The sequence below is a fragment of the Escherichia sp. MOD1-EC6098 genome, assembly GCF_002965865.1.
GTDB classification, from domain to species: Bacteria; Pseudomonadota; Gammaproteobacteria; order Enterobacterales; family Enterobacteriaceae; genus Escherichia; species Escherichia marmotae.
The window spans coordinates 267,145-291,509 of record NZ_PTSN01000002.1; the positions used below are offsets into that span (position 1 = coordinate 267,145).

The window sequence follows — 24,365 nt, forward strand, 5'->3', positions numbered from 1 at the left end:
GATAATTTAATCTTTCCCACTGAAGCGGGTGTGAATACTAACCAAAGCGAATGACCTTCGCAAGGGCAATTTTATTGCATTGTATCAACTGCGGAAAAAAACAGCAAAACCGATGTACATAAGTAGAACAAAGGCGACAATCGCCGCCTTTTTAGCCAGTTAGCAATCGCATTAAACCGCTTTTACCGCATCAGCGATACGGTGGGCAAATTCAGTCACCTGTGCTTCGTCTTCACCTTCGACCATCACGCGAATCAACGGCTCGGTGCCAGATTTACGCAGCAACACGCGTCCACGGCTACCCAGCGCCGCTTCAACTTCCGCTGTCACGGCTTTAACTGATTCATGCTCAAGCGGATCGCCGCTGCCTGCGGTATAACGCACGTTAACCAGAATCTGCGGGAACATTTTCATGCCACTGCAAAGGTCGTGCAGACTCATGTGGTTGCGCGCCATCGCCGCCAGTACCTGCAAACCGGCAACGATGCCGTCACCGGTGGTGGTTTTATCCAGCAGAATCACATGACCGGAGTTCTCCGCGCCGATGCGCCAGCCTTTCTCCTGCATTTTTTCCAGTACATAGCGGTCGCCCACTTTTGCGCGAGCAAATGGAATACCTAGCTGTTTCAGCGCCAATTCCAGCCCCATATTGCTCATTAATGTGCCCACTACGCCACCACGCAACTGCCCCTGACGAAGACCTTCACGCGCGATGATATACATGATCTGATCGCCATCAACTTTATTGCCTTCATGGTCAACCATGATGACGCGGTCGCCGTCGCCGTCAAAGGCAATGCCGAGATCCGCTTTTTCAGCCAGTACACGCGCCTGTAATGCACGAACATCAGTTGCCCCCACTTCGGCATTGATGTTTACACCATTCGGCTCACAACCGATGGCGATTACGTTCGCTCCCAGCTCGCGCAGTACATTTGGAGCGATGTGATAGGTTGCACCATTTGCGCAATCCACCACAATCTTCAGTTCACTGAGGCTAAGTTCGTTCGGGAACGTGGCTTTGCAAAATTCGATATAGCGACCCGCAGCATCAACAATACGGCTGGCTTTACCCAGTTCTGCCGAATCAACGCAGCTAATCTCTTTTTCCATTTCAGCTTCGATGGCTTCTTCGACTGCATCTGGCAGTTTAGTGCCGTCGATGGAAAAGAATTTAATACCATTATCGTAGAACGGGTTATGCGATGCAGAAATCACAATCCCGGCCTCTGCACGAAAGGTGCGTGTCAGATAAGCCACCGCCGGTGTTGGCATCGGGCCGGTGAAGAGCGCGGAAAGGCCCGCTGCCGCCAGGCCGGCTTCCAGCGCCGACTCCAACATATAGCCAGAAATACGGGTATCTTTGCCGATAATGATCTTACGGGAGCCGTGCCGCGCCAGTACTTTACCCGCAGCCCAGCCCAGTTTAAGCACAAAATCAGGTGTGATCGGCGCATCCCCAACACGACCACGAATCCCATCGGTCCCGAAATATTTACGATTACTCATAGCGTTTATTTTCCTTTGCAGACAGAGTGGCTTCCACCACCCGCATCGCTTCTACGGTTTCTTTGACGTCATGAACACGAATAATGTGCGCGCCCTGCATTGCGGCAATTACCGCACAAGCCAGACTGCCGCTCAGACGCTCAGACGGCCCAACATTCAGTAGCTGTCCAATCATCGATTTTCGTGACATACCCACCAACAGCGGCAGATTGAAATGATGAAATTCAGCCAGACGCGCCAGTAATGAATAGTTATGGGAGAGATTTTTACCGAAACCGAATCCGGGGTCGAGCAACAATTTCTCTTTTGCGATACCCGCCTGTTCACAACGTGCTATTTGCTCAATAAAGTAGCGATTCACTTCAGCAAAGACATCATCATATTTCGGTGCTTCCTGCATGGTCTTTGGATTTCCCTGCATATGCATCAGACATACGGGTAAACCGGTTTCCGCAGCCGCTTCCAGAGCACCTGGCTCGGAAAGGGATCGGATATCGTTAATGATGTGAGCGCCCACTCTTGCCGATTCCCGGATGACTTCCGGTTTAGAAGTATCGACCGAGATCCAAACTTCGAATCGTTGCGCAATTGCCTCAACCACCGGAATAACACGCTGCAACTCTTCTTCAACACTCACTTCCGCTGCCCCTGGACGCGTGGACTCTCCACCAACGTCAATGATCGTCGCGCCAGCGTTGATCATCAGGTTCGCATGTTTCACTGCATCAGTCAGTGAGTTATGCGTACCGCCATCAGAGAAAGAATCTGGCGTAACGTTGAGGATCCCCATTACGTGAGGATGGCTAAGATCCAGTGAAGAGCCCTGGGCAAAGAGTTTCATGGTGTTATCCCTGGTATAAATTGATAAGAAAAAACCCCGGAGCACGCCCCGGGGTTTTCGGTACAAATACAGTCATCTGATGCGGGAACTTACTTGTCGCCTAACTGCTCTGACATGGTATTACCCGGATTTGGCGTGCGTGGTTCATCAACCGGACGCGGTGCCTTTGGAGTGCCATTATTGTCAGAATTGTTAGATGCTCCCGACTCTTCCCAACCTGCAGGCGGACGTACATCGCGACGCGCCATCAGGTCATCAATCTGCGGTGCGTCGATGGTCTCATATTTCATGAGCGCATCTTTCATCGCATGCAGGATATCCAGGTTGTCGTTCAACAACTGACGCGCACGATTGTAGTTACGTTCAATCAGTGACTTCACTTCCTGGTCGATGATACGCGCAGTTTCATCGGACATATGTTTAGCTTTGGCCACGCTACGACCGAGGAAAACTTCACCTTCTTCTTCCGCATACAGTAGCGGACCGAGTTTCTCAGAGAAGCCCCACTGGGTCACCATGTTACGCGCCAGGTTGGTCGCAACTTTAATGTCGTTGGACGCCCCGGTAGAAACATGTTCCGGTCCGTAGATGATCTCTTCTGCCAGACGACCGCCGTACAGGGTACTGATCTGGCTTTCCAGTTTCTGACGGCTGGCACTGATAGCATCGCCTTCAGGCAGGAAGAAGGTCACACCCAACGCACGACCGCGCGGGATAATCGTTACTTTGTGTACCGGATCGTGTTCCGGCACCAGGCGACCGATAATCGCATGGCCTGCTTCGTGATACGCGGTGGACTCTTTCTGCGCTTCCGTCATCACCATGGAGCGACGTTCCGCGCCCATCATGATTTTGTCTTTCGCTTTCTCGAACTCAACCATCGAAACAACACGTTTATTGCCACGTGCAGCGAACAGTGCTGCTTCGTTCACCAGGTTAGCCAGATCTGCGCCAGAGAAGCCCGGTGTACCACGGGCGATAATTGCCGCATCAACATCTGGTGCCAGCGGTACGCGACGCATGTGAACTTTCAGGATCTGCTCACGACCACGAACATCTGGCAAACCAACCACAACCTGACGGTCGAAACGACCAGGACGCAGCAGCGCCGGGTCGAGAACGTCCGGGCGGTTAGTCGCAGCGATCACGATGATACCTTCGTTACCTTCGAAGCCGTCCATCTCAACCAGCATCTGGTTAAGTGTCTGTTCACGTTCATCGTGACCACCACCCAGACCCGCGCCACGCTGGCGGCCTACGGCATCGATTTCATCAATAAAGATGATACACGGAGCCGCTTTCTTCGCCTGTTCGAACATGTCACGTACACGAGATGCACCAACACCAACGAACATTTCAACGAAGTCAGAACCAGAAATGGTAAAGAACGGAACTTTCGCTTCGCCTGCAATGGCTTTCGCCAGCAACGTTTTACCAGTACCCGGAGGACCAACCATCAAAACCCCTTTCGGGATCTTACCGCCCAGTTTCTGGAAGCGGCTCGGCTCACGCAGATACTCAACCAGCTCAGCAACTTCTTCTTTTGCTTCGTCGCAACCAGCAACGTCAGCAAAGGTCGTTTTGATCTGATCTTCCGTCAACATACGTGCTTTGCTCTTACCGAACGACATAGCACCTTTGCCACCGCCGCCCTGCATTTGACGCATGAAGAAGATCCAGACACCAATCAGCAACAGCATCGGGAACCAGGAGATGAAGATAGAAGCCAGCAGGCTTGGCTCTTCAGGCGGTTCACCGACAACCTTGACGTTCTTGGTCAACAGGTTATCCAGTAGTTTTGGATCCTGAACCGGAATGTAAGTGGTATAACGGTTACTATCTTTCTTGGTAACGTTGATTTCACGTCCGTTGATACGCGCTTCACGAACCTGGTCGTTATTGACCTCTTGTAGGAAGGTAGAGTAATCCACCTTACGGCCATTAGACTCGCTGGGCCCAAAGCTCTGGAATACTGACATCAGCACAACGGCAATGACCAGCCAGAGTATTAGGTTTTTCGCCATGTCACTCAAGGGATTAACCTCTTATTACAACTGTGTTAAAAACAGCGTCAGGATACTCTATATCCAGCATCTTTCAAACTTTCGTCTGAAATCTCCCGGTTAGGGTTTACGCCCGGTCGCTACAATATACACTTCCCGCGAACGTGCACGAGAAGAGTCCGGCTTACGAACTTTAACCTTCGTAAACAGGGAGCGAATTTCCCTTAGATACTCATCGAAACCTTCGCCCTGGAACACCTTCACTACAAAACTGCCACCCGGCGCTAACACATCACGACACATTTCTAGCGCCAGTTCCACCAGATACATGGCACGGGGGATATCCACCGCCGGTGTTCCGCTCATGTTTGGTGCCATATCTGACATGACAACCTGGACTTTGCTGTCGCCTACACGCTCCAGCAGAGCCTTCATGACCAGTTCATCACGAAAATCGCCCTGAAGAAAGTCCACACCAACGATAGGATCCATAGGTAAAAGATCGCAAGCGATGATACGGCCTTTGCCGCCAATTTGGGTGACTACATATTGTGACCAACCACCCGGCGCGGCGCCAAGGTCGACTACCGTCATTCCCGGTTTAAAGAGTTTGTCACTTTGCTGTATTTCATCAAGTTTAAACCAGGCACGGGAACGTAACCCCTTTTTCTGTGCCTGTTGAACATATTTATCGCTAAAGTGTTCCTGAAGCCAGCGGCTGGAACTGGCAGAACGCTTCTTACCTGTCATTTAACTTTCCCATTGGGATAACTCATCGTAACCAATTGCGTAAATTTTTACGCGCCTATTTGGTGATATATGGGAGATGGCGGTAGAATGACCCGTTTTCAATCCCAACGTAAGCAAAAAAATACGATGAATCTGAGTACTAAACAAAAACAGCACCTGAAAGGTCTGGCACATCCGCTCAAGCCAGTTGTTCTGCTTGGCAGTAATGGTTTGACCGAAGGGGTGCTGGCCGAGATTGAACAAGCGCTAGAGCACCATGAACTCATCAAGGTGAAAATCGCAACAGAAGATCGCGAAACTAAAACCTTGATCGTGGAAGCTATCGTGCGCGAAACCGGCGCCTGTAATGTACAGGTCATCGGTAAAACGCTGGTGCTTTATCGCCCAACTAAAGAACGTAAAATCTCGCTGCCACGCTAAGATTATCCTAAAGTTACACACATTTTCTGTGTAAAACGAGGGATTTTCCGCAGGCAGGAGAGCAAAATGCCACGCTCTGTTCGTTGATAAAAGGCCGCATAGCGGCCTTTTTCCTTTCTTTACAATACATCAACATTTTGAGTATTGGGTAATTCTTACAGGTATTCCACCTTAATTACTTCAAATTCTACTTCGCCGCCCGGCGTTTTGATGACCACAACATCATCTTCTTCTTTGCCGATCAAGCCACGAGCGATAGGCGAGTTTACAGAAATCAGGTTTTGTTTAAAGTCAGCTTCATCATCACCTACGATGCGATAAGTCTGCTCTTCATCAGAATCCAGATTCAACACCGTTACGGTAGCACCAAAAATAACGCGACCATTGTTCGGCATTTTGGTGACATCGATTACCTGAGCGTTCGACAGCTTGGCTTCGATATCTTTAATACGGCCTTCGCAGAAGCCCTGCTGCTCACGAGCTGCGTGGTATTCGGCGTTCTCTTTCAGATCGCCATGTTCACGCGCTTCAGCAATAGCAGCAATGATTTCAGGACGGCGCACAGATTTCAGAAAATCCAGCTCTTCGCGTAATTTTTCAGCGCCGCGTAAGGTCATCGGAATAGCTTGCATTTGTTATACCTCTTGAATATTCCTGATGGGGCGAGTCTCCACCCACCCCGGCTGTTCGGTCAGCCCGGCATAACTCCTCACCAGGGCCAGAAGCAAAAAAATACCGACCCGGAAACAGGTCCCAGGTCAGCTACAATTCACATTTTGATGGTCATTTTACCCTGAAGTTCCCGAAGGGTCATCGTTTACTTTATAGGGTGTTGCGCCGTAGTATGACGGCTCGATTCCAGGTTGTTAGCGCGAGATTATGCGATTTTCCAGATTTATCATCGGATTGACCAGCGGTATAGCGTTCAGTGTTCAGGCCGCGAATGTTGATGAGTACATTACTCAACTCCCCGCAGGTGCCAACCTTGCCCTGATGGTGCAAAAAGTCGGCGCGTCTGCCCCCACTATTGATTACCACAGTCAGCAGATGGCGCTGCCCGCCAGTACGCAAAAAGTCATCACTGCGCTGGCGGCATTGATTCAACTCGGCCCCGACTTTCGTTTTACCACCACGTTGGAAACCAAAGGTAATGTGGAAAACGGTGTGCTTAAAGGCGACTTAGTGGCGCGATTTGGTGCCGATCCGACGCTAAAACGTCAGGATATTCGCAATATGGTAACAACCCTGAAAAAATCTGGCATCACGCAAATCAATGGCAACGTGCTTATAGATACCTCCATTTTTGCCAGTCACGATAAGGCTCCCGGCTGGCCTTGGAACGACATGACACAATGCTTTAGCGCTCCGCCAGCCGCCGCTATCGTTGACCGCAATTGCTTCTCTGTCTCGCTCTACAGCGCACAAAAGCCCGGTGATATGGCTTTTATTCGCGTGGCATCTTATTACCCCGTTACGATGTTCAGTCAGGTACGCACCCTCCCCCGTGGTTCTGCCGAAGCGCAATATTGCGAGCTGGATGTCGTGCCTGGTGACCTTAACCGCTTTACGCTAACTGGATGCCTGCCACAACGTTCTGAGCCTCTTCCATTGGCCTTTGCCGTACAGGATGGTGCCAGCTATGCTGGGGCGATTCTGAAAGATGAGCTTAAACAGGCAGGCATCACCTATACCGGCACACTGCTGCGCCAGACACAGGTTAATGAGCCGGGAACGGTGGTCGCCAGCAAACAGTCGGCCCCTTTGCATGATCTGCTTAAGATTATGCTGAAAAAATCGGACAACATGATCGCAGATACCGTCTTTCGAATGATTGGTCATGCGCGCTTTAATGTGCCTGGTACATGGCGAGCCGGCTCCGATGCCGTGCGCCAGATCCTGCGTCAGCAAGCCGGTGTCGATATTGGCAACACCATTATTGCCGATGGTTCAGGGCTTTCACGACATAACCTGATTGCGCCAGCCACCATGATGCAAGTGCTACAATACATTGCCCAGCATGATAACGAGCTTAACTTTATCTCCATGCTGCCGCTGGCAGGCTATGACGGCTCGTTACAGTACCGTGCCGGTCTGCATCAGGCGGGGGTAGATGGCAAAGTTTCGGCAAAAACAGGATCGTTACAAGGCGTGTATAACCTGGCGGGATTCATTACCACGGCAAGTGGGCAACGGATGGCATTTGTACAATATCTTTCTGGCTATGCGGTAGAACCGGCGGATCAACGTAATCGCCGCATTCCGTTGGTGCGCTTTGAAAGCCGCTTGTACAAAGATATTTATCAGAACAATTAGTTAAAAAGAAACCCCGGCGCAGTGCCGGGGTTTTGCTGATTAACGCTTGTAAATGAACTCAACGCCCTCTTCGTCGTCTTCGTCCCAGTCGTCATCCCAGTCTTCATCATCCTCTTCAGCAATCTCTTCAAGCTGCTGACGGTGATAATCATCCCACATGAATTCGACTTTCTCTGGCTGTTTCGCTTCTTCGGCCTGCACCACTGGGTTTTCGATGATAAAGGTCATCACATCCCAGCAGAGGTCTTTCACGCCCAGCCCGCTCGCTGCAGAGATCAGATAATATTTATCTTCCCAACCCAGCGCCTCAGCGATGGCTTTCGCTTTCTCTTCGGCTTCCGCTTTATCCAGCAGGTCAATCTTGTTGAAGACTAACCAGCGTGGTTTCGCCGCCAGATCCTGGCTGTATTTTTCCAGCTCGCTAATAATAATGCGCGCGTTCTCAACCGGATCGGTGCCGTCAATCGGATCGATATCGATAAGGTGCAGCAATACGCGGCAACGTTCCAGATGCTTCAGGAAGCGGATCCCCAGACCTGCACCTTCAGCAGCACCTTCAATCAGCCCCGGAATATCAGCAACAACGAAGCTCTTCTCATTGTCCATACGAACCACGCCAAGGCTTGGCACCAGAGTGGTAAACGGATAGTCCGCCACTTTCGGTTTAGCCGCAGATACTGCGCGGATAAAGGTCGATTTACCAGCGTTTGGCATCCCCAGCATCCCGACATCAGCCAGCAGCATCAGCTCCAGCAGCAGCTCACGCTTATCACCTGGCGTACCGTTGGTTTTCTGCCGGGGAGTACGGTTAACCGATGATTTGAAGCGGGTGTTGCCCAGCCCGTGCCAGCCGCCCTTAGCAACCAGCAGACGCTGACCGTGTTTGGTCATATCGCCCATGGTTTCACCAGTGCCCTGATCGATAACACGCGTACCTACTGGCACTTTAATCGTCACGTCTTTACCACGCTTACCGGTACAGTCGCGGCTTGCACCGTTCTGGCCACGCTCTGCACGGAAAGATTTTTCAAAACGGTAATCGATAAGCGTGTTCAGGTTCTCGTCGGCTTCCATCCATACGTCGCCGCCGTCACCACCATCGCCGCCATCCGGGCCGCCTTTCGGAATATATTTTTCGCGGCGGAAGCTCACACAACCATTGCCGCCATCACCTGCAACGACCAGAATCGATGCTTCATCAACAAACTTCATTTTATTCTCCGTAAATCATTCGCCTGCGCGGGGTTGCGATACCACCGTTGTATGCTTACGTAATCCGCCCCAAATACGATGACCAATGGCGGAATACATCGCGCCCGCAACCACGACAAACGCACCGAGATAACCTAAAAGGTTTAACATCGGTCTGGCGAAGAAATCGGGCCAGGCCAGTGATAAAAGATCTGAAAAAAACAGCGTAAACAGTGGAGTAAGCGTGATGATCGCGCTCACCTGCGCTGCCTGCCAGCGTGCCATCGCTTCCGCCAGGGCGCCATATCCTACCAACGTATTCAGCCCGCAAAAAATTAAACATGCGAGTTGCCAGTTGCTAAGCTGCGCTATTACCCCTGGTTTCGCCAGTGGGAAGAGCGCCATTGTACATAAAGTGTACAGCAAAAACAGGATCTGCGGTGATGCCAACCGACGCAATAAAACCTTTTGCGCCACGCCATAACTCACCCAGACCGTTGCAGCACCGACACCAAAGATAACACCCCAGGTGTAATCGGTGAGCTTTGTAAAAATCTCAACCAGACTGGTGTTAAAGAACATCACCAGCCCACTCAGAAGCATCAATGCTCCCACTACCTGAGTGCTACGCATTTTCTCTTTCAGGATAAATACGCTGGCAACCATCATGCCAACCGGCGAGAGTTGCCCTATCACCTGCGAGGCGGTAGGACTCAAGTATTGCAAGGATGAGCTGAACAGGATGAAATTCCCAAACAGTCCGGCAGTCGCCACCGCCAGTAATATCAACCAACGTGGCTTACGAAACACGCGTAATGGCGGCAGCTTTTTCTTCACTGCAAGAATGGCCCCAAGGCCAATACTCGCCATCAAGAAACGGTAAAACACGATTGTCGGAGGTTCCATCACCTCCAGCACCTGCTTCATTGCGATTGGCAACGCCCCCCAGCAAATTGCTGTGGTGAGCGCCAAAAGAATGCCAATGCCTGCCTGCTGCTTCATACCGTATTCCCTGCAAAACGCATTTGCGGATTAACGCCGCACGATGCGCATTTTTACCGGTTGTCGAATGTAAAAAGCCCCGCAACACGTTGCGGGGCTTTCATCCGTTACCGGGACGCGAAAAACTTATTCAGCTTCGATGCTGATAAACTTACGGTTTTTCGGGCCTTTAACTTCGAATTTCACTTTACCGTCTGCTTTAGCAAACAAAGTGTGGTCACGACCGCAACCTACGTTGGTGCCCGCGTGGAATTTAGTACCACGTTGACGAACGATGATGCTACCCGCCAGAACGGATTCGCCACCGAAACGCTTAACGCCTAGGCGTTTAGCTTCTGAATCGCGACCGTTACGTGTGGAGCCGCCAGCCTTTTTATGTGCCATTTGAAATCTCTCCTCAGGTCTTAGGCGCTGATGCCAGTAATTTTCACATCAGTGAACCACTGACGATGGCCCTGCTGCTTACGATAGTGTTTACGACGGCGAAACTTAACGATTTTAACTTTCTCGCCACGACCGTGAGCAACAACTTCAGCTTTGATTACGCCGCCATCAACGAAAGGAACGCCGATTTTGACTTCTTCACCGTTTGCGATCATCAGAACTTCTGCGAACTCAACAGTTTCGCCAGTTGCGATGTCCAGCTTTTCCAGGCGAACGGTCTGACCTTCGCTTACTCGGTGTTGTTTACCACCACTTTGGAAAACCGCGTACATATAAAACTCCGCTTCCGCGCACACCTTTTCAATAATTCAGAGCGCGCTATAAATATTCACAATAGGGCGCGAATATTACGCAAAACGCACGCCTTTGACAAGTGCTACAGTCAATACACGAAGAAAAAAAACACAACTTGTACGGTAACGTTTATCTGTGCCATTTTTTCAGTACAATCACCCTATATTCCTAACCATAAACCCTAAGTTGCCTTTGTTCACAGTAAGGTAATCGGGGCGAAAAGCCCGGCTTTTGCGATGAATTTAGAAAAAATCAATGAGTTAACCGCGCAAGATATGGCGGGTGTTAATGCGGCAATTCTCGAGCAGCTTAATTCCGAAGTCCAACTGATCAATCAGTTAGGCTATTACATCGTCAGCGGCGGGGGTAAACGCATTCGCCCGATGATTGCTGTACTGGCTGCACGAGCTGTTGGCTATGAGGGGAATGCGCATGTCACTATCGCCGCCCTGATCGAGTTTATCCACACGGCGACCCTGCTACACGACGACGTTGTGGATGAATCAGATATGCGCAGGGGTAAAGCTACCGCCAACGCCGCGTTTGGCAATGCTGCCAGCGTGTTGGTTGGTGATTTTATTTATACCCGCGCTTTCCAGATGATGACCAGCCTCGGCTCGCTCAAAGTGCTGGAAGTGATGTCCGAAGCGGTAAACGTCATCGCAGAAGGTGAAGTGCTGCAACTGATGAACGTTAACGACCCGGACATCACCGAAGAAAACTACATGCGCGTTATTTACAGCAAAACCGCGCGCCTGTTTGAGGCTGCTGCTCAGTGTTCCGGAATTCTGGCAGGTTGTACGCCAGAAGAAGAAAAAGGTCTGCAGGATTATGGTCGCTACCTCGGCACCGCTTTCCAGCTAATCGACGATTTGCTCGATTACAATGCCGACGGTGAACAGTTGGGTAAAAACGTCGGGGACGATCTGAACGAAGGTAAACCAACGTTACCGCTGCTGCATGCAATGCATCATGGCACACCGGAACAAGCGCAGATGATCCGTACCGCCATTGAGCAAGGCAACGGGCGTCATCTTCTGGAACCTGTTCTGGAAGCAATGAACGCTTGTGGTTCTCTCGAATGGACGCGTCAGCGTGCCGAGGAAGAAGCAGATAAAGCTATTGAAGCATTACAGGTACTCCCGGACACTCCGTGGCGAGAGGCATTAATCGGCCTCGCGCACATCGCTGTTCAACGCGATCGCTAATCCCTTCCCTGTATCCCGCGCATTGCGCGGGATAATTCCAGTAAGCTCCATAAAAATACTTATTCAGCGCAATACTCTCTGAATAATCAGGTCATTTTCTTTATATATTCTGAATCTTCACGCTATTTACATGAACTTTTTAGAGCAATTCGCCATCAGGAGTATAGTGATGCTCGACAGAACGCATGTTCTAAATGAAAGCGACTAACTTAAGGAGTGAGGAAAGATGGAGAATAATTTCATTGACTGGCATCCTGCCGACATCATTGCTGGTTTGCGGAAAAAAGGAACATCAATGGCTGCGGAGTCTCGCAGAAATGGTTTAAGTTCTTCGACGCTGGCAAATGCATTATCACGTCCCTGGCCGAAGGGAGAGATGATTATTGCGAAAGCATTAGGAACGGAACCTTGGGTAATCTGGCCATCACGCTATCACGATCCGCAGACACATGCGTTTATCGACAGAACACAGTTAATGCGCAGCTACACCAAACCGAAAAAATGAGTTGTCTGGCGGTAGCCCCGCGAACGGGGCTGCCAGCTTTCAGACGATTACTCGCCTTTCACACGCTCGATGTTCGCACCTAAGGCACGCAGTTTGTCTTCAATGCGTTCGTAGCCGCGATCGATGTGATAAATACGATCAACAACCGTAGTTCCTTCCGCAATACAACCAGCCAGCACCAGACTTGCTGAAGCACGCAGATCGGTCGCCATAACCTGTGCGCCGGAAAGTTTTTCGACACCGTGACAAATAACGGTATTGCTTTCAATCTCGGCATGCGCGCCCATACGGCTCAGTTCTGGCACGTGCATAAAGCGGTTTTCAAACACAGTTTCAGTGATGAATCCAGTCCCTTCTGCCACCAGGTTCAGCAACGTGAACTGGGCCTGCATATCGGTCGGAAACGCCGGATGCGGCGCGGTACGCACATTAACAGCCTTCGGACGTTTGCCATGCATATCCAGGCTAATCCAGTCCTCGCCCACTTCAATGTCCGCCCCGGCGTCACGCAACTTCGCCAGCACAGCATCGAGGGTATCTGGCTGGGCGTTACGGCAGATAATTTTACCGCGAGAGATCGCCGCAGCGACCAGGAACGTGCCGGTCTCAATACGATCCGGTAGCACGCGGTAGACGCCACCGCCTAAACGTTCCACACCTTCGATGACTATTCGATCAGTACCCTGACCGCTAATTTTCGCGCCCAGCGTAATGAGGAAGTTGGCGGTATCGACGATTTCCGGTTCACGCGCCGCGTTTTCGATAACGGTAGTGCCTTCTGCCAGAGTTGCGGCACACATGATGGTGACTGTTGCTCCAACGCTGACTTTATCCATCACGATATGCGCGCCTTTCAGACGGCCATCGACGGAAGCCTTAACGTAACCTTCTTCCAGTTTGATGGTCGCGCCTAATTGCTCAAGGCCGGAAATATGTAAATCAACCGGGCGCGCACCAATTGTACAACCGCCAGGCAGCGAAACCTGTCCCTGACCGAAACGCGCTACCAGCGGCCCCAGCGCCCAAATAGAAGCGCGCATGGTTTTCACCAGCTCGTAAGGCGCGCAGAACACATTTACATCGCGGGCATCAATATGCACAGAGCCATTACGTTCCACTTTAGCACCAAGCTGACTCAGCAATTTCATTGACGTATCGACGTCTTTCAGTTTCGGAACGTTCTGGATCTCTACTGGCTCTTCCGCCAGTAGCGCGGCAAAAAGGATAGGCAGAGCAGCATTTTTAGCGCCGGAAATTGTGACTTCGCCCTGGAGCTTTGTTGGCCCCTGAACACGAAATTTATCCATTTAGTTTGTTCTCAGTTAACAATTCATATCTGCTACCGGCAAATCGCCCATAGCTCAAAAGCCGTTCAGTTTGCGATCGCGCGCCCACTCCGCAGGGGTATAAGCTTTGATCGACACAGCATGAATGCGGTTATCCGCAATATATTCCATCAGCGGACCATAAACCGTCTGCTGTTTTTTAACCCGGCTCATGCCGTCAAACATCTCACCCACGGCAATAACCTGAAAGTGGCTGCCATCGCCGGAAACGTGGACTTCCTGGAGGGAGAGAGCGTTCATCAGCACGCTCTGAATTTCATTATTTTCCATGGGATCTTCATTCATCAGTTAATAAGCCAGCGAAACATCTTAGAGCAAAGTTGCGCAGTCATAAATAAGCAAAAAGCCTTGCTGATGTATCAAACAAGGCTCAACTTGCAGGCAGATTTGCTGGACAGGCGGTTAACGCCTTATCCAGCCTGAAAAAATTTAACGAGGCAGGACATCAGACGGCAAATTATACAACTTTGCCAGGGTATAGACTTTATCGTTTACCCCCTGAAGCGTCACGCTGTGACCCTGCTTTTTCGCCAGATTGATAAGGTGGAGCAGCAACGCCAACCCACCTGTATCAACGCGGGACACGCGACTGAGATCGATGCAGGTAATTCCCTTCATCGCTTCTTCACGCACTTCCCAAAGCGGTAGCAGTACGTCTTGATCCAACTCTCCAGCTAATGCCAGAGTGTCACCCGTCTGCACCCAGCTCAGTGACTCACTCATTATTTTTTCTCTTCCAGAGTGATTTTCTGTTGAGAAATCGATTTCAGTTGCGCAGTCAGGCCGTCGATACCTTTGGTACGCAGCAGCGTTCCCCACTCGTTTTGTTTGGTGGTGATCATGCTGACGCCTTCGGCAATCATGTCGTAAGCCTGCCAGTTGCCAGTTTGGGAATTTTTGCGCCACTGGAAATCCAGACGTACCGGCGGGCGGCCATTCGGGTCAATAATGGTGACGCGAATAGGCACAATGGTTTTGTCGCCCAGCGGCTGTTCTGGCGCAATCTGGTAAGTCTGACCGTGATACATCGCCAGTGCCTGACCGTAAGCCTGCTTCAGGTACTCACGGAAAGCGGCAAAGTACGCGTCACGTTGGGCCGGGGTAGCACTCTTGTAATACTGACCCAGCACCAGTGCACCAGCGTATTTCACCTGCACATACGGCAGTAGCTCCTGATCAACAATAGTACGCAGATAATCCGGGTTAGCCCGAATTTGCGGTTGCTCATTCTTCAGGCGATCGAACGTTTTCTGCGCCGCCTCGTCCATCAGCTTATACGGATTGGTCTGGTCTGCCGCGGTTGCCGCACTCAACGGTGCAATCACCAGCAAAGCGACCATCATTAAACGTTTAAACATGCGTCGGTTCTCCTGAAATTATTTCGTTGTACCCACAGGTTCAGTGGTTTCATTATTACCTGGCGCAGTAGCTGGCGCATCGCCACTATTCTTATTGTCATCGCCTTTACTACCGTAAAGGAACTGACCAATGAGATCTTCCAGCACCATCGCAGACTTGGTGTCCTGAATTGTATCGCCATCCTTCAGGATAGCAGTACCCAGTTCGGGATCTTCAAAACCGACGTTTAACGCCAGATATTGCTCCCCAAGCAGACCGGAAGTACGAATGCTCAGCGAACTGGTGTCAGGAATGTGGTTATAACGTTGTTCAATTTCCAGCGTCACGCGTGGCAAATAGGTTTTTGGATCCAGCGTAATATCTGCCACCCGACCGACTACAACGCCACCAATACTAACCGGAGAGCGCGCTTTCAGACCGCCGATGTTATCGAACGTCGCATAGAGCGTGTAGGTTGGTTCAGTACGTATTGACGTCACGTTTGCCGCCTTCAGGCAAACAAACAGCGCCGCCAGCAGTGCTGCTAATAAAAAGATTCCCACCCAAATTTCATTTTTTTTCGTTTGCATGAACTCAATTCCCAAACATCAATGCGGTCAGCACAAAATCCAGCCCCAGAACAGCCAGAGACGAGTGGACAACGGTGCGAGTGGTTGCCCGGCTAATCCCGGCAGAAGTCGGGATAGCGTCGTAACCGTTAAACAACGAAATCCACGTCACCGTAATGGCGAACACCACGCTCTTAATCAGACAGTTGACCAAATCCATACGCCAGTCGACGGCGTTTTGCATTGCCGACCAGAAGAATCCGCTATCAATACCTTTCCAGCTAACGCCGACCAATGATCCGCCCCAGATCCCCACGGCGACGAAAATAATCGTCAGCAACGGCAATGAAATAACCCCAGCCCAGAAACGTGGAGAAATAACCCGACGCAGCGGATCGACCGCCATCATCTCCATACTGGAGAGTTGTTCTGTGGCGCGCATCAAACCAATTTCAGCAGTTAACGCCGAACCGGCGCGTCCGGCAAACAGCAACGCGGCAACCACCGGCCCCAGTTCACGCAGCAGCGATAACGCCACCAGCATCCCCAGACTGGTTTCCGCACTATAGGTGGTCAGAACCAGATAACCTTGTAGACCCAGCACCATTCCGATGAATACGCCAGAAACCACAATAATCAGCATCGACAGGACGCCGACATTATAGAGCTGACGCACCAGCAGCGGCGCGTGTTTACGAAATTCCGGTTTGCCGACCAGCGCATTGAATAACATTAACCCGGCCCGCCCGAACGTTCTCAGGGTTTTAATCCCTTTATGTCCAAGCGACGCCAGCGCATTTAACAGCATGAGTGGCTTAACTCCCTGGTAAAAGATCAGCGTGATAATCGCCGGCAGGATAGCGGAACGGAACAGGCCCGTCAGCTATCCCGTCCAGAAACTGACGGACACGCGGATCGGGATTCTCCTGCAACGCCTGAGCGCTACCGTGAGCAACAATCTTTTTGTCCGCCAGAATCCAGGCGTGATCCGCAATACTTAAGACTTCCGGCACATCGTGAGAAACCACCACACAGGTGACGCCCAGCGCGCTGTTCAGCTCAGAAATCAGCTTCACCAGTACGCCCATAGTGATGGGATCTTGCCCAACAAACGGTTCATCAAACATGATGAGATCTGGCTCCAGGGCAATTGCGCGCGCCAGTGCGGCGCGACGAGCCATCCCGCCGGAAAGTTCAGAAGGCATAAGTTTAGCCGCTCCACGCAGCCCCACCGCTTCCAGCTTCATCATTACCGTACTATGCAACAATGGTGCGGGGAGCTGGGTGTGTTCGCGCAGTGGATAGGCAACGTTGTCAAATACGTTCATATCGGTGAACAACGCCCCGGACTGAAACAACATGCTCATGCGTTTACGCACCGTGTACAGGCGCGAACGAGACATCGCCGGAATATTCTCACCATCAAAAAGGATCTCACCGTGATCAGGTGCGATTTGCCCACCAATCAGTCGGAGTAGCGTCGTTTTACCGATGCCCGATGGCCCCATGATTGCCGTGATCTTCCCTCGCGGCACGGTCAGGGAAATATTATCGAAGATGCAGCGATTGCCACGCGTAAAACTGACATCGCGCATATCGACTAAATTCGCCACAGACTGCTCCATAATTCACCCTTCGTCTTGCGTTGATTTTTTAAGCATGACGCTCAATTTAACCTTGAACCCAACATATTTACAGAATATTACCCGCCGTGGTTAGCGAAAGCTGGCATTTGTTTTACTTTTTAGCCGCATAAAGTCAAAATTAAGAATCCATTACGGCTTTCTGAAAATCTTCAGCGGACCGGCGAGTATACCTGAAGAAAGGACGTTAGATGCTTTTAGCTACGGCACTGTTAATTGTTGGTTTACTTTTGGTCGTATACAGTGCCGACCGACTGGTATTTGCCGCTTCCATTCTTTGTCGCACTTTTGGCATTCCACCGCTGATCATTGGTATGACCGTAGTCAGTATTGGTACGTCACTTCCAGAGATTATTGTTTCACTTGCCGCGTCGCTGCACGAACAACGAGATTTAGCTGTCGGTACAGCGCTTGGCTCAAACATTATCAATATCTTGCTGATCCTCGGTCTGACCGCGCTGGTACGCCCTTTTACCGTCCATTCTGATGTTCTGCGCCGTGAATTACCCTTAATGTTATTGGTCAGCGTTGTAGCCGGTTCCGTACTCTATGACAGACAACTTAGCCGCAGCGATGGTATCTTTCTCCTCTTTCTGGCTGTGCTATGGCTGCTGTTCATTGTTAAACTTGCACATCAGGCTGAACGTCAGGGAACTGACAGCCTGACCAGGGAGCAACTTGCAGAACTGCCGCGTGAAGGTGGTTTACCCGTTGCTTTTTTATGGCTCGGCATTGCACTGATCATCATGCCAGTAGCAACGCGGATGGTGATTGATAACGCTACCGTGCTGGCAAATTACTTTGCTATCAGCGAGTTGACTATTGGTCTGACGGCAATCGCTATCGGCACGAGTCTGCCAGAACTGGCAACCGCGATAGCCGGTGTACGCAAAGGCGAGAACGACATCGCCGTCGGTAATATCATCGGCGCGAATATTTTTAATATCGTCATCGTGCTGGGTCTACCGGCGCTGATTACCCCAGGGGAGATTAACCCACTGGCGTATAGCCGTGACTACAGCGTGATGTTGTTGGTAAGCATTATTTTTGCGTTGCTGTGCTGGCGGCGCTCCCCTCAACCTGGCCGTGGCGTAGGGGTATTATTAACAGGCGGATTTATCGTATGGCTGGCGATGTTGTACTGGTTATCGCCAATACTCGTTGAATAACTGGAAACGCATTATGTCGCACGTAGAGTTGCAACCGGGTTTTGACTTTCAGCAAGCAGGTAAAGAAGTCCTGGCGATTGAACGTGAATGCCTGGCGGAGCTTGATCAATACATCAATCAGAATTTCACACTCGCTTGTGAAAAGATGTTTTGGTGTAAAGGTAAAGTCGTAGTTATGGGGATGGGCAAATCGGGACACATCGGGCGCAAAATGGCAGCCACCTTTGCCAGCACCGGTACTCCGTCATTTTTCGTCCATCCTGGCGAAGCCGCGCATGGCGATTTAGGCATGGTTACGCCACAAGACGTGGTGATTGCTATCTCTAATTCGGGTGAATCCAGTGAAATCGCAGCATTGATTCCGGTGCTTAAGCGTCTTCACGTGCCGTTAATCTGCATTACCGGTCGTCCGGAGAGTAGCATGGCGCGTGCCGCTGACGTGCATCTGTGTGTTAAAGTAGCGAAAGAAGCCTGTCCGTTGGGGCTGGCACCGACCAGCAGCACCACCGCCACGCTGGTGATGGGCGATGCTCTCGCCGTCGCCCTGTTAAAAGCACGCGGCTTTACCGCCGAAGATTTTGCGCTCTCACATCCCGGCGGCGCACTGGGTCGTAAACTTCTGCTGCGCGTAAGCGATATTATGCATACGGGTGATGAGATCCCGCATGTCAAAAAAACCGCCAGCCTGCGCGATGCATTACTGGAAATTACCCGCAAAAATCTTGGTATGACTGTCATTTGCGATGACAATATGATGATTGAAGGCATCTTTACCGACGGTGATTTACGCCGTGTCTTCGATATGGGTGTGGATGTCCGTCAATTAAGCATTGCCGATGTGATGACGCCGGGGGGAATCCGCGTGCGCCCTGGCATTCTGGCCGTTGAGGCACTGAACTTAATGCAATCCCGCCATATCACCTCCGTAATGGTTGCCGATGGCGACCATTTACTCGGTGTGTTACATATGCATGATTTACTGCGTGCAGGCGTAGTGTAAAGATTCAAGGATAAACAACAATGAGCAAAGCAGGTACGTCGCTTGAGACCTGTTACGGCCCTGTCAGCGCCGACGTTATGGCAAAAGCGGAGAACATTCGTCTGCTAATTCTCGACGTCGATGGCGTGCTGTCAGATGGCCTGATTTATATGGGCAACAACGGCGAAGAACTTAAAGCGTTCAATGTTCGGGACGGTTATGGCATTCGTTGTGCGCTCACCTCTGATATTGAAGTCGCCATCATTACCGGGCGAAAGGCTAAACTGGTAGAAGATCGTTGTGCCACATTGGGAATTACCCATTTGTATCAGGGGCAGTCGAACAAACTTATCGCCTTTAGCGATCTGCTGGAAAAACTGGCGATCGCCCCGGAAAACGTGGCTTACGTTGGGGATGATCTCATCGACTGGCCAGTAATGGAAAAAGTAGGCTTAAGCGTGGCTGTGGCCGATGCACATCCGCTGTTGATTCCGCGCGCTGATTACGTGACGCGCATTGCTGGTGGTCGTGGCGCAGTTCGTGAAGTTTGCGACTTATTACTCCTGGCGCAGGGCAAACTGGATGAAGCCAAAGGGCAATCGATATGAGTAAAGCCAGACGTTGGGTTATCATTGTGTTATCACTGGCGGTTCTGGTGATGATCGGCATTAACATGACCGAGAAAGACGATACCGCCCAGGTGGTCGTCAACAACAATGATCCCACCTATAAAAGCGAGCATACGGACACGCTCGTCTATAACCCAGAAGGGGCGCTAAGCTATCGATTGATTGCTCAACACGTTGAATATTATTCCGATCAGGCCGTTTCGTGGTTTACGCAACCGGTACTTACCACGTTTGATAAGGATAAAATCCCGACATGGTCGGTAAAAGCGGATAAAGCCAAGCTGACTAATGATCGGATGCTCTATTTATATGGACACGTTGAAGTCAACGCACTCGTGCCGGACTCTCAACTTCGCAGAATCACGACGGATAACGCGCAGATCAATCTGGTGACGCAGGATGTTACCTCTGAAGACCTCGTCACGTTATACGGAACAACATTTAACTCCAGCGGTCTGAAAATGCGCGGCAACTTACGCAGCAAGAACGCCGAGCTGATTGAAAAGGTTAGAACATCCTATGAAATTCAAAACAAACAAACTCAGCCTTAATCTTGTGCTTGCCAGCTCACTTCTGGCCGCCAGTATTCCGGCATTTGCCGTTACCGGAGACACTGACCAGCCGATTCACATTGAGTCGGATCAGCAATCTCTTGATATGCAAGGCAACGTGGTCACCTTTACCGGTAATGTCATCGTTACCCAGGGCACCATCAAAATTAATGCCGATAAAGTGGTCGTTACTCGTCCGGGCGGCGAACAAGGTAAAGAAGTGATTGACGGCTACGGTAAACCGGCAACGTTCTATCAGATGCAGGACAACGGTAAACCAGTCGAAGGTCACGCTTCCCAGATGCATTACGAACTGGCGAAAGATTTTGTCATCCTGACCGGTAATGCTTATCTGCAGCAGGTCGATAGCAATATAACGGGCGATAAAATTACTTATCTGGTGAAAGAGCAGAAAATGCAGGCTTTCAGCGATAAAGGCAAGCGCGTAACCACCGTTCTGGTGCCGTCGCAGTTGCAGGACAAAAACAACAAAGGCCAGACCCCGGCGCAGAAGAAGGGTAATTAATTCGTTATGGCAACATTAACAGCAAAGAACCTTGCAAAAGCCTACAAGGGTCGCCGCGTGGTGGAAGACGTCAGCCTGACCGTTAACTCCGGGGAAATTGTCGGGCTGCTGGGGCCAAACGGTGCCGGTAAAACCACCACTTTCTATATGGTCGTCGGTATTGTGCCGCGCGATGCGGGCAACATCATTATTGATGATGACGATATCAGCCTGCTGCCGCTGCATGCACGCGCGCGTCGCGGTATCGGCTATCTGCCGCAGGAAGCTTCAATTTTCCGCCGTCTTAGCGTTTACGATAACCTGATGGCAGTACTGCAAATTCGTGACGATTTATCCGCTGAACAACGTGAAGATCGTGCGAACGAATTGATGGAAGAGTTTCACATTGAGCATCTGCGCGACAGCATGGGTCAATCGCTCTCCGGTGGTGAACGCCGTCGTGTAGAAATTGCCCGCGCGCTGGCTGCAAATCCGAAATTTATCCTGCTCGATGAACCGTTTGCCGGGGTTGACCCGATCTCAGTCATCGACATTAAACGCATCATTGAGCATTTACGCGACAGCGGCCTGGGTGTACTTATCACCGACCACAACGTGCGTGAAACGCTGGCTGTTTGTGAACGTGCTTATATCGTCAGTCAGGGACATTTAATCGCCCACGGCACGCCGACAGAAATCTTACAAGACGAACATGTTAAGCGTGTATACCTTGGGGAAGACTTCAGACTCTGATAGGGTAGAAGCTCGCGACGTTTTAGCAGGAGAGTACGATTCTGAACATGAAGCAAGGTTTGCAACTCAGGCTTAGCCAGCAACTGGCGATGACGCCTCAGCTACAACAGGCAATTCGTCTGTTGCAGTTGTCCACGCTGGAACTTCAACAGGAGCTGCAGCAGGCGCTGGAAAGTAATCCACTGCTTGAGCAAATCGACACTCATGATGAAATCGACACTCACGAAACGCCAGACAGCGAAACGTTAGACACTGCTGACGCGCTCGAACAAAAAGAGATGCCGGAAGAACTGCCGCTTGATGCCAGTTGGGATACCATCTACACCGCCGGTACGCCATCCGGCACCAGCGGTGACTACATCGACGACGAGCTACCGGTCTATCAGGGCGAAACGACGCAGACCTTGCAGGATTATCTGATGTGGCAGGTTGAGCTGACGCCATTTTCTGACACTGACCGCGCCATCGCCACCTCGATTGTCGATGCCGTTGATGACACGGGATATCTCACCGTTCCACTGGAAGATATTCTCGAAAGTATGGGCGATGAAGAGATCGACATCGATGAAGTTGAAGCTGTCCTCAAACGAATCCAACGCTTTGATCCGGTTGGCGTGGCAGCGAAAGATCTGCGTGACTGTCTGCTAATCCAACTCTCCCAATTCGACAAAACTACGCCGTGGCTGGAAGAGGCCAGACTCATCATTAGCGATCACCTCGATCTGCTGGCAAATCACGACTTCCGCACACTGATGCGCGTAACACGCCTGAAAGAAGATGTGCTGAAAGAAGCCGTCAACTTGATCCAGTCGCTCGATCCACGCCCTGGTCAATCGATCCAGACCGGCGAACCGGAATATGTCATTCCAGATGTGTTGGTACGCAAGCATAACGGTCAATGGACGGTTGAACTCAACAGCGACAGCATTCCACGGCTACAAATTAACCAGCACTACGCCTCAATGTGTAATAACACACGCAATGATGGCGATAGCCAGTTTATCCGCAGCAATCTGCAGGATGCCAAATGGTTGATTAAGAGTCTGGAAAGCCGTAACGATACGCTACTGCGCGTGAGTCGCTGTATCGTTGAACAGCAGCAAGCCTTCTTTGAGCAAGGCGAAGAATATATGAAACCGATGGTACTGGCAGATATCGCTCAGGCTGTCGAAATGCATGAATCGACGATCTCTCGCGTGACCACGCAAAAGTACCTGCATAGTCCACGAGGCATTTTTGAACTGAAGTATTTTTTCTCCAGTCACGTCAATACCGAGGGCGGCGGCGAAGCCTCGTCCACGGCGATTCGCGCGCTGGTGAAAAAATTAATCGCGGCGGAAAACCCAGCGAAACCGTTGAGCGACAGCAAGTTAACTTCTTTGCTGTCGGAACAAGGTATCATGGTGGCACGCCGCACTGTTGCGAAGTACCGAGAGTCTTTATCCATTCCGCCGTCAAACCAGCGTAAACAGCTCGTTTGACCCAACCGATAAGGAAGACACTATGCAGCTCAACATTACCGGAAATAACGTCGAGATCACCGAGGCCCTGCGAGAATTTGTTACCTCAAAATTTGCCAAACTTGAGCAATATTTTGACCGAATCAACCAGGTCTATGTTGTTCTGAAAGTGGAGAAAGTCACCCATACCTCAGATGCAACACTGCATGTAAACGGTGGCGAAATTCATGCCAGCGCGGAAGGTCAGGACATGTACGCTGCCATTGATGGCTTAATCGATAAGTTGGCACGCCAACTGACCAAACATAAAGATAAATTGAAACAACACTAATTGTCCGGGCGATTAGCAAGTGCATGGTGGCCTGTTGTGTGGCACAACGGGCCATTTGTACGGTTAATGCTCCGAGCCTGTTCCACTGTTTGAGTGGACAGGCTCTTAGGTGAAATTATGATAAATAATGATACAACTCTACAGCTTAGCAGTGTTCTTAACAGGGAATGTACGCGAAGCCGCGTCCACTGCCAGAGCAAAAAACGCGCACTGGAAATCATCAGCGAACTGGCGGCGAAACAACTTAGCCTGCCGCCTCAGGTGGTTTTTGAAGCTATCCTGACGCGGGAAAAAATGGGCAGTACCGGTATTGGTAATGGTATTGCAATTCCGCATGGCAAACTGGAAGAAGATACTCTGCGTGCTGTTGGCGTTTTCGTTCAGCTCGAAACGCCTATCGCTTTTGATGCCATCGATAACCAACCGGTTGACTTGCTTTTTGCCCTGCTAGTACCGGCTGACCAAACCAAAACGCATCTGCATACTCTTTCGCTGGTGGCGAAACGTCTGGCGGACAAAACCATCTGCCGCCGTTTACGCGCAGCCCAAAGCGATGAAGAGCTGTATCAAATCATTACGGATACCGAAGGTACTCCGGATGAAGCGTAGTTA

The 24,365-nt window shown here is 50.8% G+C and carries 29 protein-coding genes; 13 read left to right on the forward strand and 16 right to left on the reverse strand.

The annotated features are described in order from the left end of the window. Window positions 1-171: 171 nt before the first annotated feature. The 4 genes from glmM to rlmE all read right to left on the reverse strand — a co-directional run bounded on the left by glmM (window position 172) and on the right by rlmE (window position 5,103). A complete protein-coding gene (glmM, locus tag C0K55_RS04085; RefSeq protein ID WP_000071146.1) occupies window positions 172-1,509 on the reverse strand; it encodes a phosphoglucosamine mutase in 1,338 nt (445 codons plus the stop codon). Continuing rightward, complete coding sequence (gene folP, locus C0K55_RS04090; RefSeq protein ID WP_000764718.1) at window positions 1,502-2,350, reverse strand: dihydropteroate synthase; 849 nt, start codon at window positions 2,348-2,350, stop codon at window positions 1,502-1,504. Before folP ends, glmM begins: the two co-directional genes overlap by 8 nt. Window positions 2,351-2,439: 89 nt before the next feature. Next, window positions 2,440-4,374 (reverse strand): ATP-dependent zinc metalloprotease FtsH, encoded by a 1,935-nt coding sequence (ftsH, locus tag C0K55_RS04095; RefSeq protein WP_001107478.1) that lies wholly within the window; start codon window positions 4,372-4,374, stop codon window positions 2,440-2,442. A gap of 99 nt (window positions 4,375-4,473) precedes the next feature. Continuing rightward, a complete protein-coding gene (gene rlmE, locus C0K55_RS04100) occupies window positions 4,474-5,103 on the reverse strand; it encodes a 23S rRNA (uridine(2552)-2'-O)-methyltransferase RlmE (RefSeq protein ID WP_000145975.1) in 630 nt (209 codons plus the stop codon). A 126-nt stretch (window positions 5,104-5,229) separates the two neighbouring features. Here rlmE and yhbY point away from each other — a divergent pair, with 126 nt between their 5' ends. Next, the gene (gene yhbY, locus C0K55_RS04105) at window positions 5,230-5,523 is read left to right on the forward strand and encodes a ribosome assembly RNA-binding protein YhbY (protein WP_001054420.1); all 294 of its coding nucleotides are present in this window, start codon (window positions 5,230-5,232) and stop codon (window positions 5,521-5,523) included. A gap of 155 nt (window positions 5,524-5,678) precedes the next feature. On the opposite strand, the gene greA is transcribed toward yhbY, so the two are convergent. After that, window positions 5,679-6,155, reverse strand: coding sequence for a transcription elongation factor GreA (gene greA, locus C0K55_RS04110; protein WP_001148001.1), 477 nt, complete (start codon window positions 6,153-6,155; stop codon window positions 5,679-5,681). A gap of 247 nt (window positions 6,156-6,402) precedes the next feature. Here greA and dacB point away from each other — a divergent pair, with 247 nt between their 5' ends. Beyond that, window positions 6,403-7,836, forward strand: coding sequence for a serine-type D-Ala-D-Ala carboxypeptidase (gene dacB / locus C0K55_RS04115; protein ID WP_001212669.1), 1,434 nt, complete (start codon window positions 6,403-6,405; stop codon window positions 7,834-7,836). Between the two features lie 39 nt (window positions 7,837-7,875). Here the strand turns inward: dacB and cgtA are convergent, their stop codons facing one another. The 4 genes from cgtA to rplU all read right to left on the reverse strand — a co-directional run bounded on the left by cgtA (window position 7,876) and on the right by rplU (window position 10,745). Continuing rightward, window positions 7,876-9,048, reverse strand: a complete 1,173-nt coding sequence (gene cgtA, locus C0K55_RS04120) for an Obg family GTPase CgtA (protein ID WP_000673561.1) — start codon at window positions 9,046-9,048, stop codon at window positions 7,876-7,878. A 15-nt stretch (window positions 9,049-9,063) separates the two neighbouring features. Beyond that, window positions 9,064-10,029 (reverse strand): DMT family transporter, encoded by a 966-nt coding sequence (locus C0K55_RS04125; protein WP_000813015.1) that lies wholly within the window; start codon window positions 10,027-10,029, stop codon window positions 9,064-9,066. 126 nt (window positions 10,030-10,155) lie between these two features. Further along, window positions 10,156-10,413 carry a 50S ribosomal protein L27 gene (gene rpmA, locus C0K55_RS04130; RefSeq protein ID WP_000940596.1) on the reverse strand — a complete coding sequence of 86 codons (258 nt, stop codon included), beginning with the start codon at window positions 10,411-10,413 and terminating at the stop codon, window positions 10,156-10,158. Between the two features lie 20 nt (window positions 10,414-10,433). Beyond that, the gene (gene rplU, locus C0K55_RS04135) at window positions 10,434-10,745 is read right to left on the reverse strand and encodes a 50S ribosomal protein L21 (RefSeq protein WP_000271401.1); all 312 of its coding nucleotides are present in this window, start codon (window positions 10,743-10,745) and stop codon (window positions 10,434-10,436) included. Window positions 10,746-11,003: 258 nt separating this feature from the next. Here rplU and ispB point away from each other — a divergent pair, with 258 nt between their 5' ends. Continuing rightward, window positions 11,004-11,975 (forward strand): octaprenyl diphosphate synthase, encoded by a 972-nt coding sequence (ispB, locus tag C0K55_RS04140; protein ID WP_001047349.1) that lies wholly within the window; start codon window positions 11,004-11,006, stop codon window positions 11,973-11,975. 226 nt (window positions 11,976-12,201) lie between these two features. Then, window positions 12,202-12,480 (forward strand): DNA-binding transcriptional regulator SfsB, encoded by a 279-nt coding sequence (sfsB, locus tag C0K55_RS04145; protein ID WP_000429729.1) that lies wholly within the window; start codon window positions 12,202-12,204, stop codon window positions 12,478-12,480. Between the two features lie 47 nt (window positions 12,481-12,527). On the opposite strand, the gene murA is transcribed toward sfsB, so the two are convergent. The 7 genes from murA to mlaF all read right to left on the reverse strand — a co-directional run bounded on the left by murA (window position 12,528) and on the right by mlaF (window position 17,358). Then, on the reverse strand, window positions 12,528-13,787 hold the full coding sequence (gene murA / locus C0K55_RS04150; protein WP_000357277.1) for a UDP-N-acetylglucosamine 1-carboxyvinyltransferase: 1,260 nt from the start codon (window positions 13,785-13,787) through the stop codon (window positions 12,528-12,530). A gap of 54 nt (window positions 13,788-13,841) precedes the next feature. Beyond that, on the reverse strand, window positions 13,842-14,096 hold the full coding sequence (ibaG, locus tag C0K55_RS04155) for a BolA family iron metabolism protein IbaG (protein WP_010379217.1): 255 nt from the start codon (window positions 14,094-14,096) through the stop codon (window positions 13,842-13,844). Between the two features lie 159 nt (window positions 14,097-14,255). After that, window positions 14,256-14,549: a lipid asymmetry maintenance protein MlaB gene (gene mlaB, locus C0K55_RS04160; RefSeq protein WP_000004490.1), complete on the reverse strand. Its 294-nt coding sequence runs from the start codon at window positions 14,547-14,549 to the stop codon at window positions 14,256-14,258. After that, window positions 14,549-15,184 carry a phospholipid-binding protein MlaC gene (gene mlaC, locus C0K55_RS04165; protein WP_000476484.1) on the reverse strand — a complete coding sequence of 212 codons (636 nt, stop codon included), beginning with the start codon at window positions 15,182-15,184 and terminating at the stop codon, window positions 14,549-14,551. Before mlaC ends, mlaB begins: the two co-directional genes overlap by 1 nt. Window positions 15,185-15,202: 18 nt before the next feature. Continuing rightward, the gene (gene mlaD, locus C0K55_RS04170) at window positions 15,203-15,754 is read right to left on the reverse strand and encodes an outer membrane lipid asymmetry maintenance protein MlaD (RefSeq protein ID WP_001517165.1); all 552 of its coding nucleotides are present in this window, start codon (window positions 15,752-15,754) and stop codon (window positions 15,203-15,205) included. Window positions 15,755-15,758: 4 nt separating this feature from the next. Beyond that, window positions 15,759-16,541, reverse strand: coding sequence for a lipid asymmetry maintenance ABC transporter permease subunit MlaE (gene mlaE / locus C0K55_RS04175; protein ID WP_000925792.1), 783 nt, complete (start codon window positions 16,539-16,541; stop codon window positions 15,759-15,761). A 7-nt stretch (window positions 16,542-16,548) separates the two neighbouring features. Then, on the reverse strand, window positions 16,549-17,358 hold the full coding sequence (gene mlaF, locus C0K55_RS04180; protein ID WP_000438247.1) for a phospholipid ABC transporter ATP-binding protein MlaF: 810 nt from the start codon (window positions 17,356-17,358) through the stop codon (window positions 16,549-16,551). Window positions 17,359-17,567: 209 nt separating this feature from the next. On the opposite strand from mlaF, the gene C0K55_RS04185 reads away from it, so the two are divergent. The 9 genes from C0K55_RS04185 (at window position 17,568) to ptsN (ending at window position 24,362) form a co-directional block, all read left to right on the forward strand. Further along, window positions 17,568-18,545 carry a calcium/sodium antiporter gene (locus C0K55_RS04185; protein ID WP_105266639.1) on the forward strand — a complete coding sequence of 326 codons (978 nt, stop codon included), beginning with the start codon at window positions 17,568-17,570 and terminating at the stop codon, window positions 18,543-18,545. A gap of 13 nt (window positions 18,546-18,558) precedes the next feature. Continuing rightward, a complete protein-coding gene (gene kdsD / locus C0K55_RS04190; protein ID WP_001517166.1) occupies window positions 18,559-19,545 on the forward strand; it encodes an arabinose-5-phosphate isomerase KdsD in 987 nt (328 codons plus the stop codon). 20 nt (window positions 19,546-19,565) lie between these two features. After that, window positions 19,566-20,132: a 3-deoxy-manno-octulosonate-8-phosphatase KdsC gene (gene kdsC, locus C0K55_RS04195; RefSeq protein WP_000030047.1), complete on the forward strand. Its 567-nt coding sequence runs from the start codon at window positions 19,566-19,568 to the stop codon at window positions 20,130-20,132. Beyond that, the gene (lptC, locus tag C0K55_RS04200; protein WP_000030542.1) at window positions 20,129-20,704 is read left to right on the forward strand and encodes an LPS export ABC transporter periplasmic protein LptC; all 576 of its coding nucleotides are present in this window, start codon (window positions 20,129-20,131) and stop codon (window positions 20,702-20,704) included. The genes kdsC and lptC overlap by 4 nt, the downstream gene beginning before the upstream one ends. Next, the gene (gene lptA / locus C0K55_RS04205; RefSeq protein ID WP_000669775.1) at window positions 20,673-21,230 is read left to right on the forward strand and encodes a lipopolysaccharide ABC transporter substrate-binding protein LptA; all 558 of its coding nucleotides are present in this window, start codon (window positions 20,673-20,675) and stop codon (window positions 21,228-21,230) included. The genes lptC and lptA overlap by 32 nt, the downstream gene beginning before the upstream one ends. 6 nt (window positions 21,231-21,236) lie before the next feature. Continuing rightward, a complete protein-coding gene (gene lptB, locus C0K55_RS04210; RefSeq protein ID WP_000224099.1) occupies window positions 21,237-21,962 on the forward strand; it encodes an LPS export ABC transporter ATP-binding protein in 726 nt (241 codons plus the stop codon). A gap of 47 nt (window positions 21,963-22,009) precedes the next feature. Continuing rightward, window positions 22,010-23,443 carry an RNA polymerase factor sigma-54 gene (gene rpoN, locus C0K55_RS04215; RefSeq protein WP_000809027.1) on the forward strand — a complete coding sequence of 478 codons (1,434 nt, stop codon included), beginning with the start codon at window positions 22,010-22,012 and terminating at the stop codon, window positions 23,441-23,443. 22 nt (window positions 23,444-23,465) lie between these two features. Beyond that, window positions 23,466-23,753: a ribosome hibernation promoting factor gene (gene hpf, locus C0K55_RS04220; RefSeq protein ID WP_001176602.1), complete on the forward strand. Its 288-nt coding sequence runs from the start codon at window positions 23,466-23,468 to the stop codon at window positions 23,751-23,753. Between the two features lie 117 nt (window positions 23,754-23,870). Beyond that, the gene (gene ptsN / locus C0K55_RS04225) at window positions 23,871-24,362 is read left to right on the forward strand and encodes a PTS IIA-like nitrogen regulatory protein PtsN (RefSeq protein ID WP_000609336.1); all 492 of its coding nucleotides are present in this window, start codon (window positions 23,871-23,873) and stop codon (window positions 24,360-24,362) included. Window positions 24,363-24,365 lie beyond the last annotated feature (3 nt).

Bases quoted from the DNA above. Each gene is read 5' to 3' on its own strand.
- glmM (WP_000071146.1), bottom strand. From the start codon at position 1,509: ATGAGTAATCGTAAATATTTCGGGACCGATGGGATTCGTGGTCGTGTT.
- folP (WP_000764718.1), bottom strand. From the start codon at position 2,350: ATGAAACTCTTTGCCCAGGGCTCTTCACTGGATCTTAGCCATCCTCAC.
- ftsH (WP_001107478.1), bottom strand. From the start codon at position 4,374: ATGGCGAAAAACCTAATACTCTGGCTGGTCATTGCCGTTGTGCTGATG.
- rlmE (WP_000145975.1), bottom strand. From the start codon at position 5,103: ATGACAGGTAAGAAGCGTTCTGCCAGTTCCAGCCGCTGGCTTCAGGAA.
- yhbY (WP_001054420.1), top strand. From the start codon at position 5,230: ATGAATCTGAGTACTAAACAAAAACAGCACCTGAAAGGTCTGGCACAT.
- greA (WP_001148001.1), bottom strand. From the start codon at position 6,155: ATGCAAGCTATTCCGATGACCTTACGCGGCGCTGAAAAATTACGCGAA.
- dacB (WP_001212669.1), top strand. From the start codon at position 6,403: ATGCGATTTTCCAGATTTATCATCGGATTGACCAGCGGTATAGCGTTC.
- cgtA (WP_000673561.1), bottom strand. From the start codon at position 9,048: ATGAAGTTTGTTGATGAAGCATCGATTCTGGTCGTTGCAGGTGATGGC.
- C0K55_RS04125 (WP_000813015.1), bottom strand. From the start codon at position 10,029: ATGAAGCAGCAGGCAGGCATTGGCATTCTTTTGGCGCTCACCACAGCA.
- rpmA (WP_000940596.1), bottom strand. From the start codon at position 10,413: ATGGCACATAAAAAGGCTGGCGGCTCCACACGTAACGGTCGCGATTCA.
- rplU (WP_000271401.1), bottom strand. From the start codon at position 10,745: ATGTACGCGGTTTTCCAAAGTGGTGGTAAACAACACCGAGTAAGCGAA.
- ispB (WP_001047349.1), top strand. From the start codon at position 11,004: ATGAATTTAGAAAAAATCAATGAGTTAACCGCGCAAGATATGGCGGGT.
- sfsB (WP_000429729.1), top strand. From the start codon at position 12,202: ATGGAGAATAATTTCATTGACTGGCATCCTGCCGACATCATTGCTGGT.
- murA (WP_000357277.1), bottom strand. From the start codon at position 13,787: ATGGATAAATTTCGTGTTCAGGGGCCAACAAAGCTCCAGGGCGAAGTC.
- ibaG (WP_010379217.1), bottom strand. From the start codon at position 14,096: ATGGAAAATAATGAAATTCAGAGCGTGCTGATGAACGCTCTCTCCCTC.
- mlaB (WP_000004490.1), bottom strand. From the start codon at position 14,549: ATGAGTGAGTCACTGAGCTGGGTGCAGACGGGTGACACTCTGGCATTA.
- mlaC (WP_000476484.1), bottom strand. From the start codon at position 15,184: ATGTTTAAACGTTTAATGATGGTCGCTTTGCTGGTGATTGCACCGTTG.
- mlaD (WP_001517165.1), bottom strand. From the start codon at position 15,754: ATGCAAACGAAAAAAAATGAAATTTGGGTGGGAATCTTTTTATTAGCA.
- mlaE (WP_000925792.1), bottom strand. From the start codon at position 16,541: ATGCTGTTAAATGCGCTGGCGTCGCTTGGACATAAAGGGATTAAAACC.
- mlaF (WP_000438247.1), bottom strand. From the start codon at position 17,358: ATGGAGCAGTCTGTGGCGAATTTAGTCGATATGCGCGATGTCAGTTTT.
- C0K55_RS04185 (WP_105266639.1), top strand. From the start codon at position 17,568: ATGCTTTTAGCTACGGCACTGTTAATTGTTGGTTTACTTTTGGTCGTA.
- kdsD (WP_001517166.1), top strand. From the start codon at position 18,559: ATGTCGCACGTAGAGTTGCAACCGGGTTTTGACTTTCAGCAAGCAGGT.
- kdsC (WP_000030047.1), top strand. From the start codon at position 19,566: ATGAGCAAAGCAGGTACGTCGCTTGAGACCTGTTACGGCCCTGTCAGC.
- lptC (WP_000030542.1), top strand. From the start codon at position 20,129: ATGAGTAAAGCCAGACGTTGGGTTATCATTGTGTTATCACTGGCGGTT.
- lptA (WP_000669775.1), top strand. From the start codon at position 20,673: ATGAAATTCAAAACAAACAAACTCAGCCTTAATCTTGTGCTTGCCAGC.
- lptB (WP_000224099.1), top strand. From the start codon at position 21,237: ATGGCAACATTAACAGCAAAGAACCTTGCAAAAGCCTACAAGGGTCGC.
- rpoN (WP_000809027.1), top strand. From the start codon at position 22,010: ATGAAGCAAGGTTTGCAACTCAGGCTTAGCCAGCAACTGGCGATGACG.
- hpf (WP_001176602.1), top strand. From the start codon at position 23,466: ATGCAGCTCAACATTACCGGAAATAACGTCGAGATCACCGAGGCCCTG.
- ptsN (WP_000609336.1), top strand. From the start codon at position 23,871: ATGATAAATAATGATACAACTCTACAGCTTAGCAGTGTTCTTAACAGG.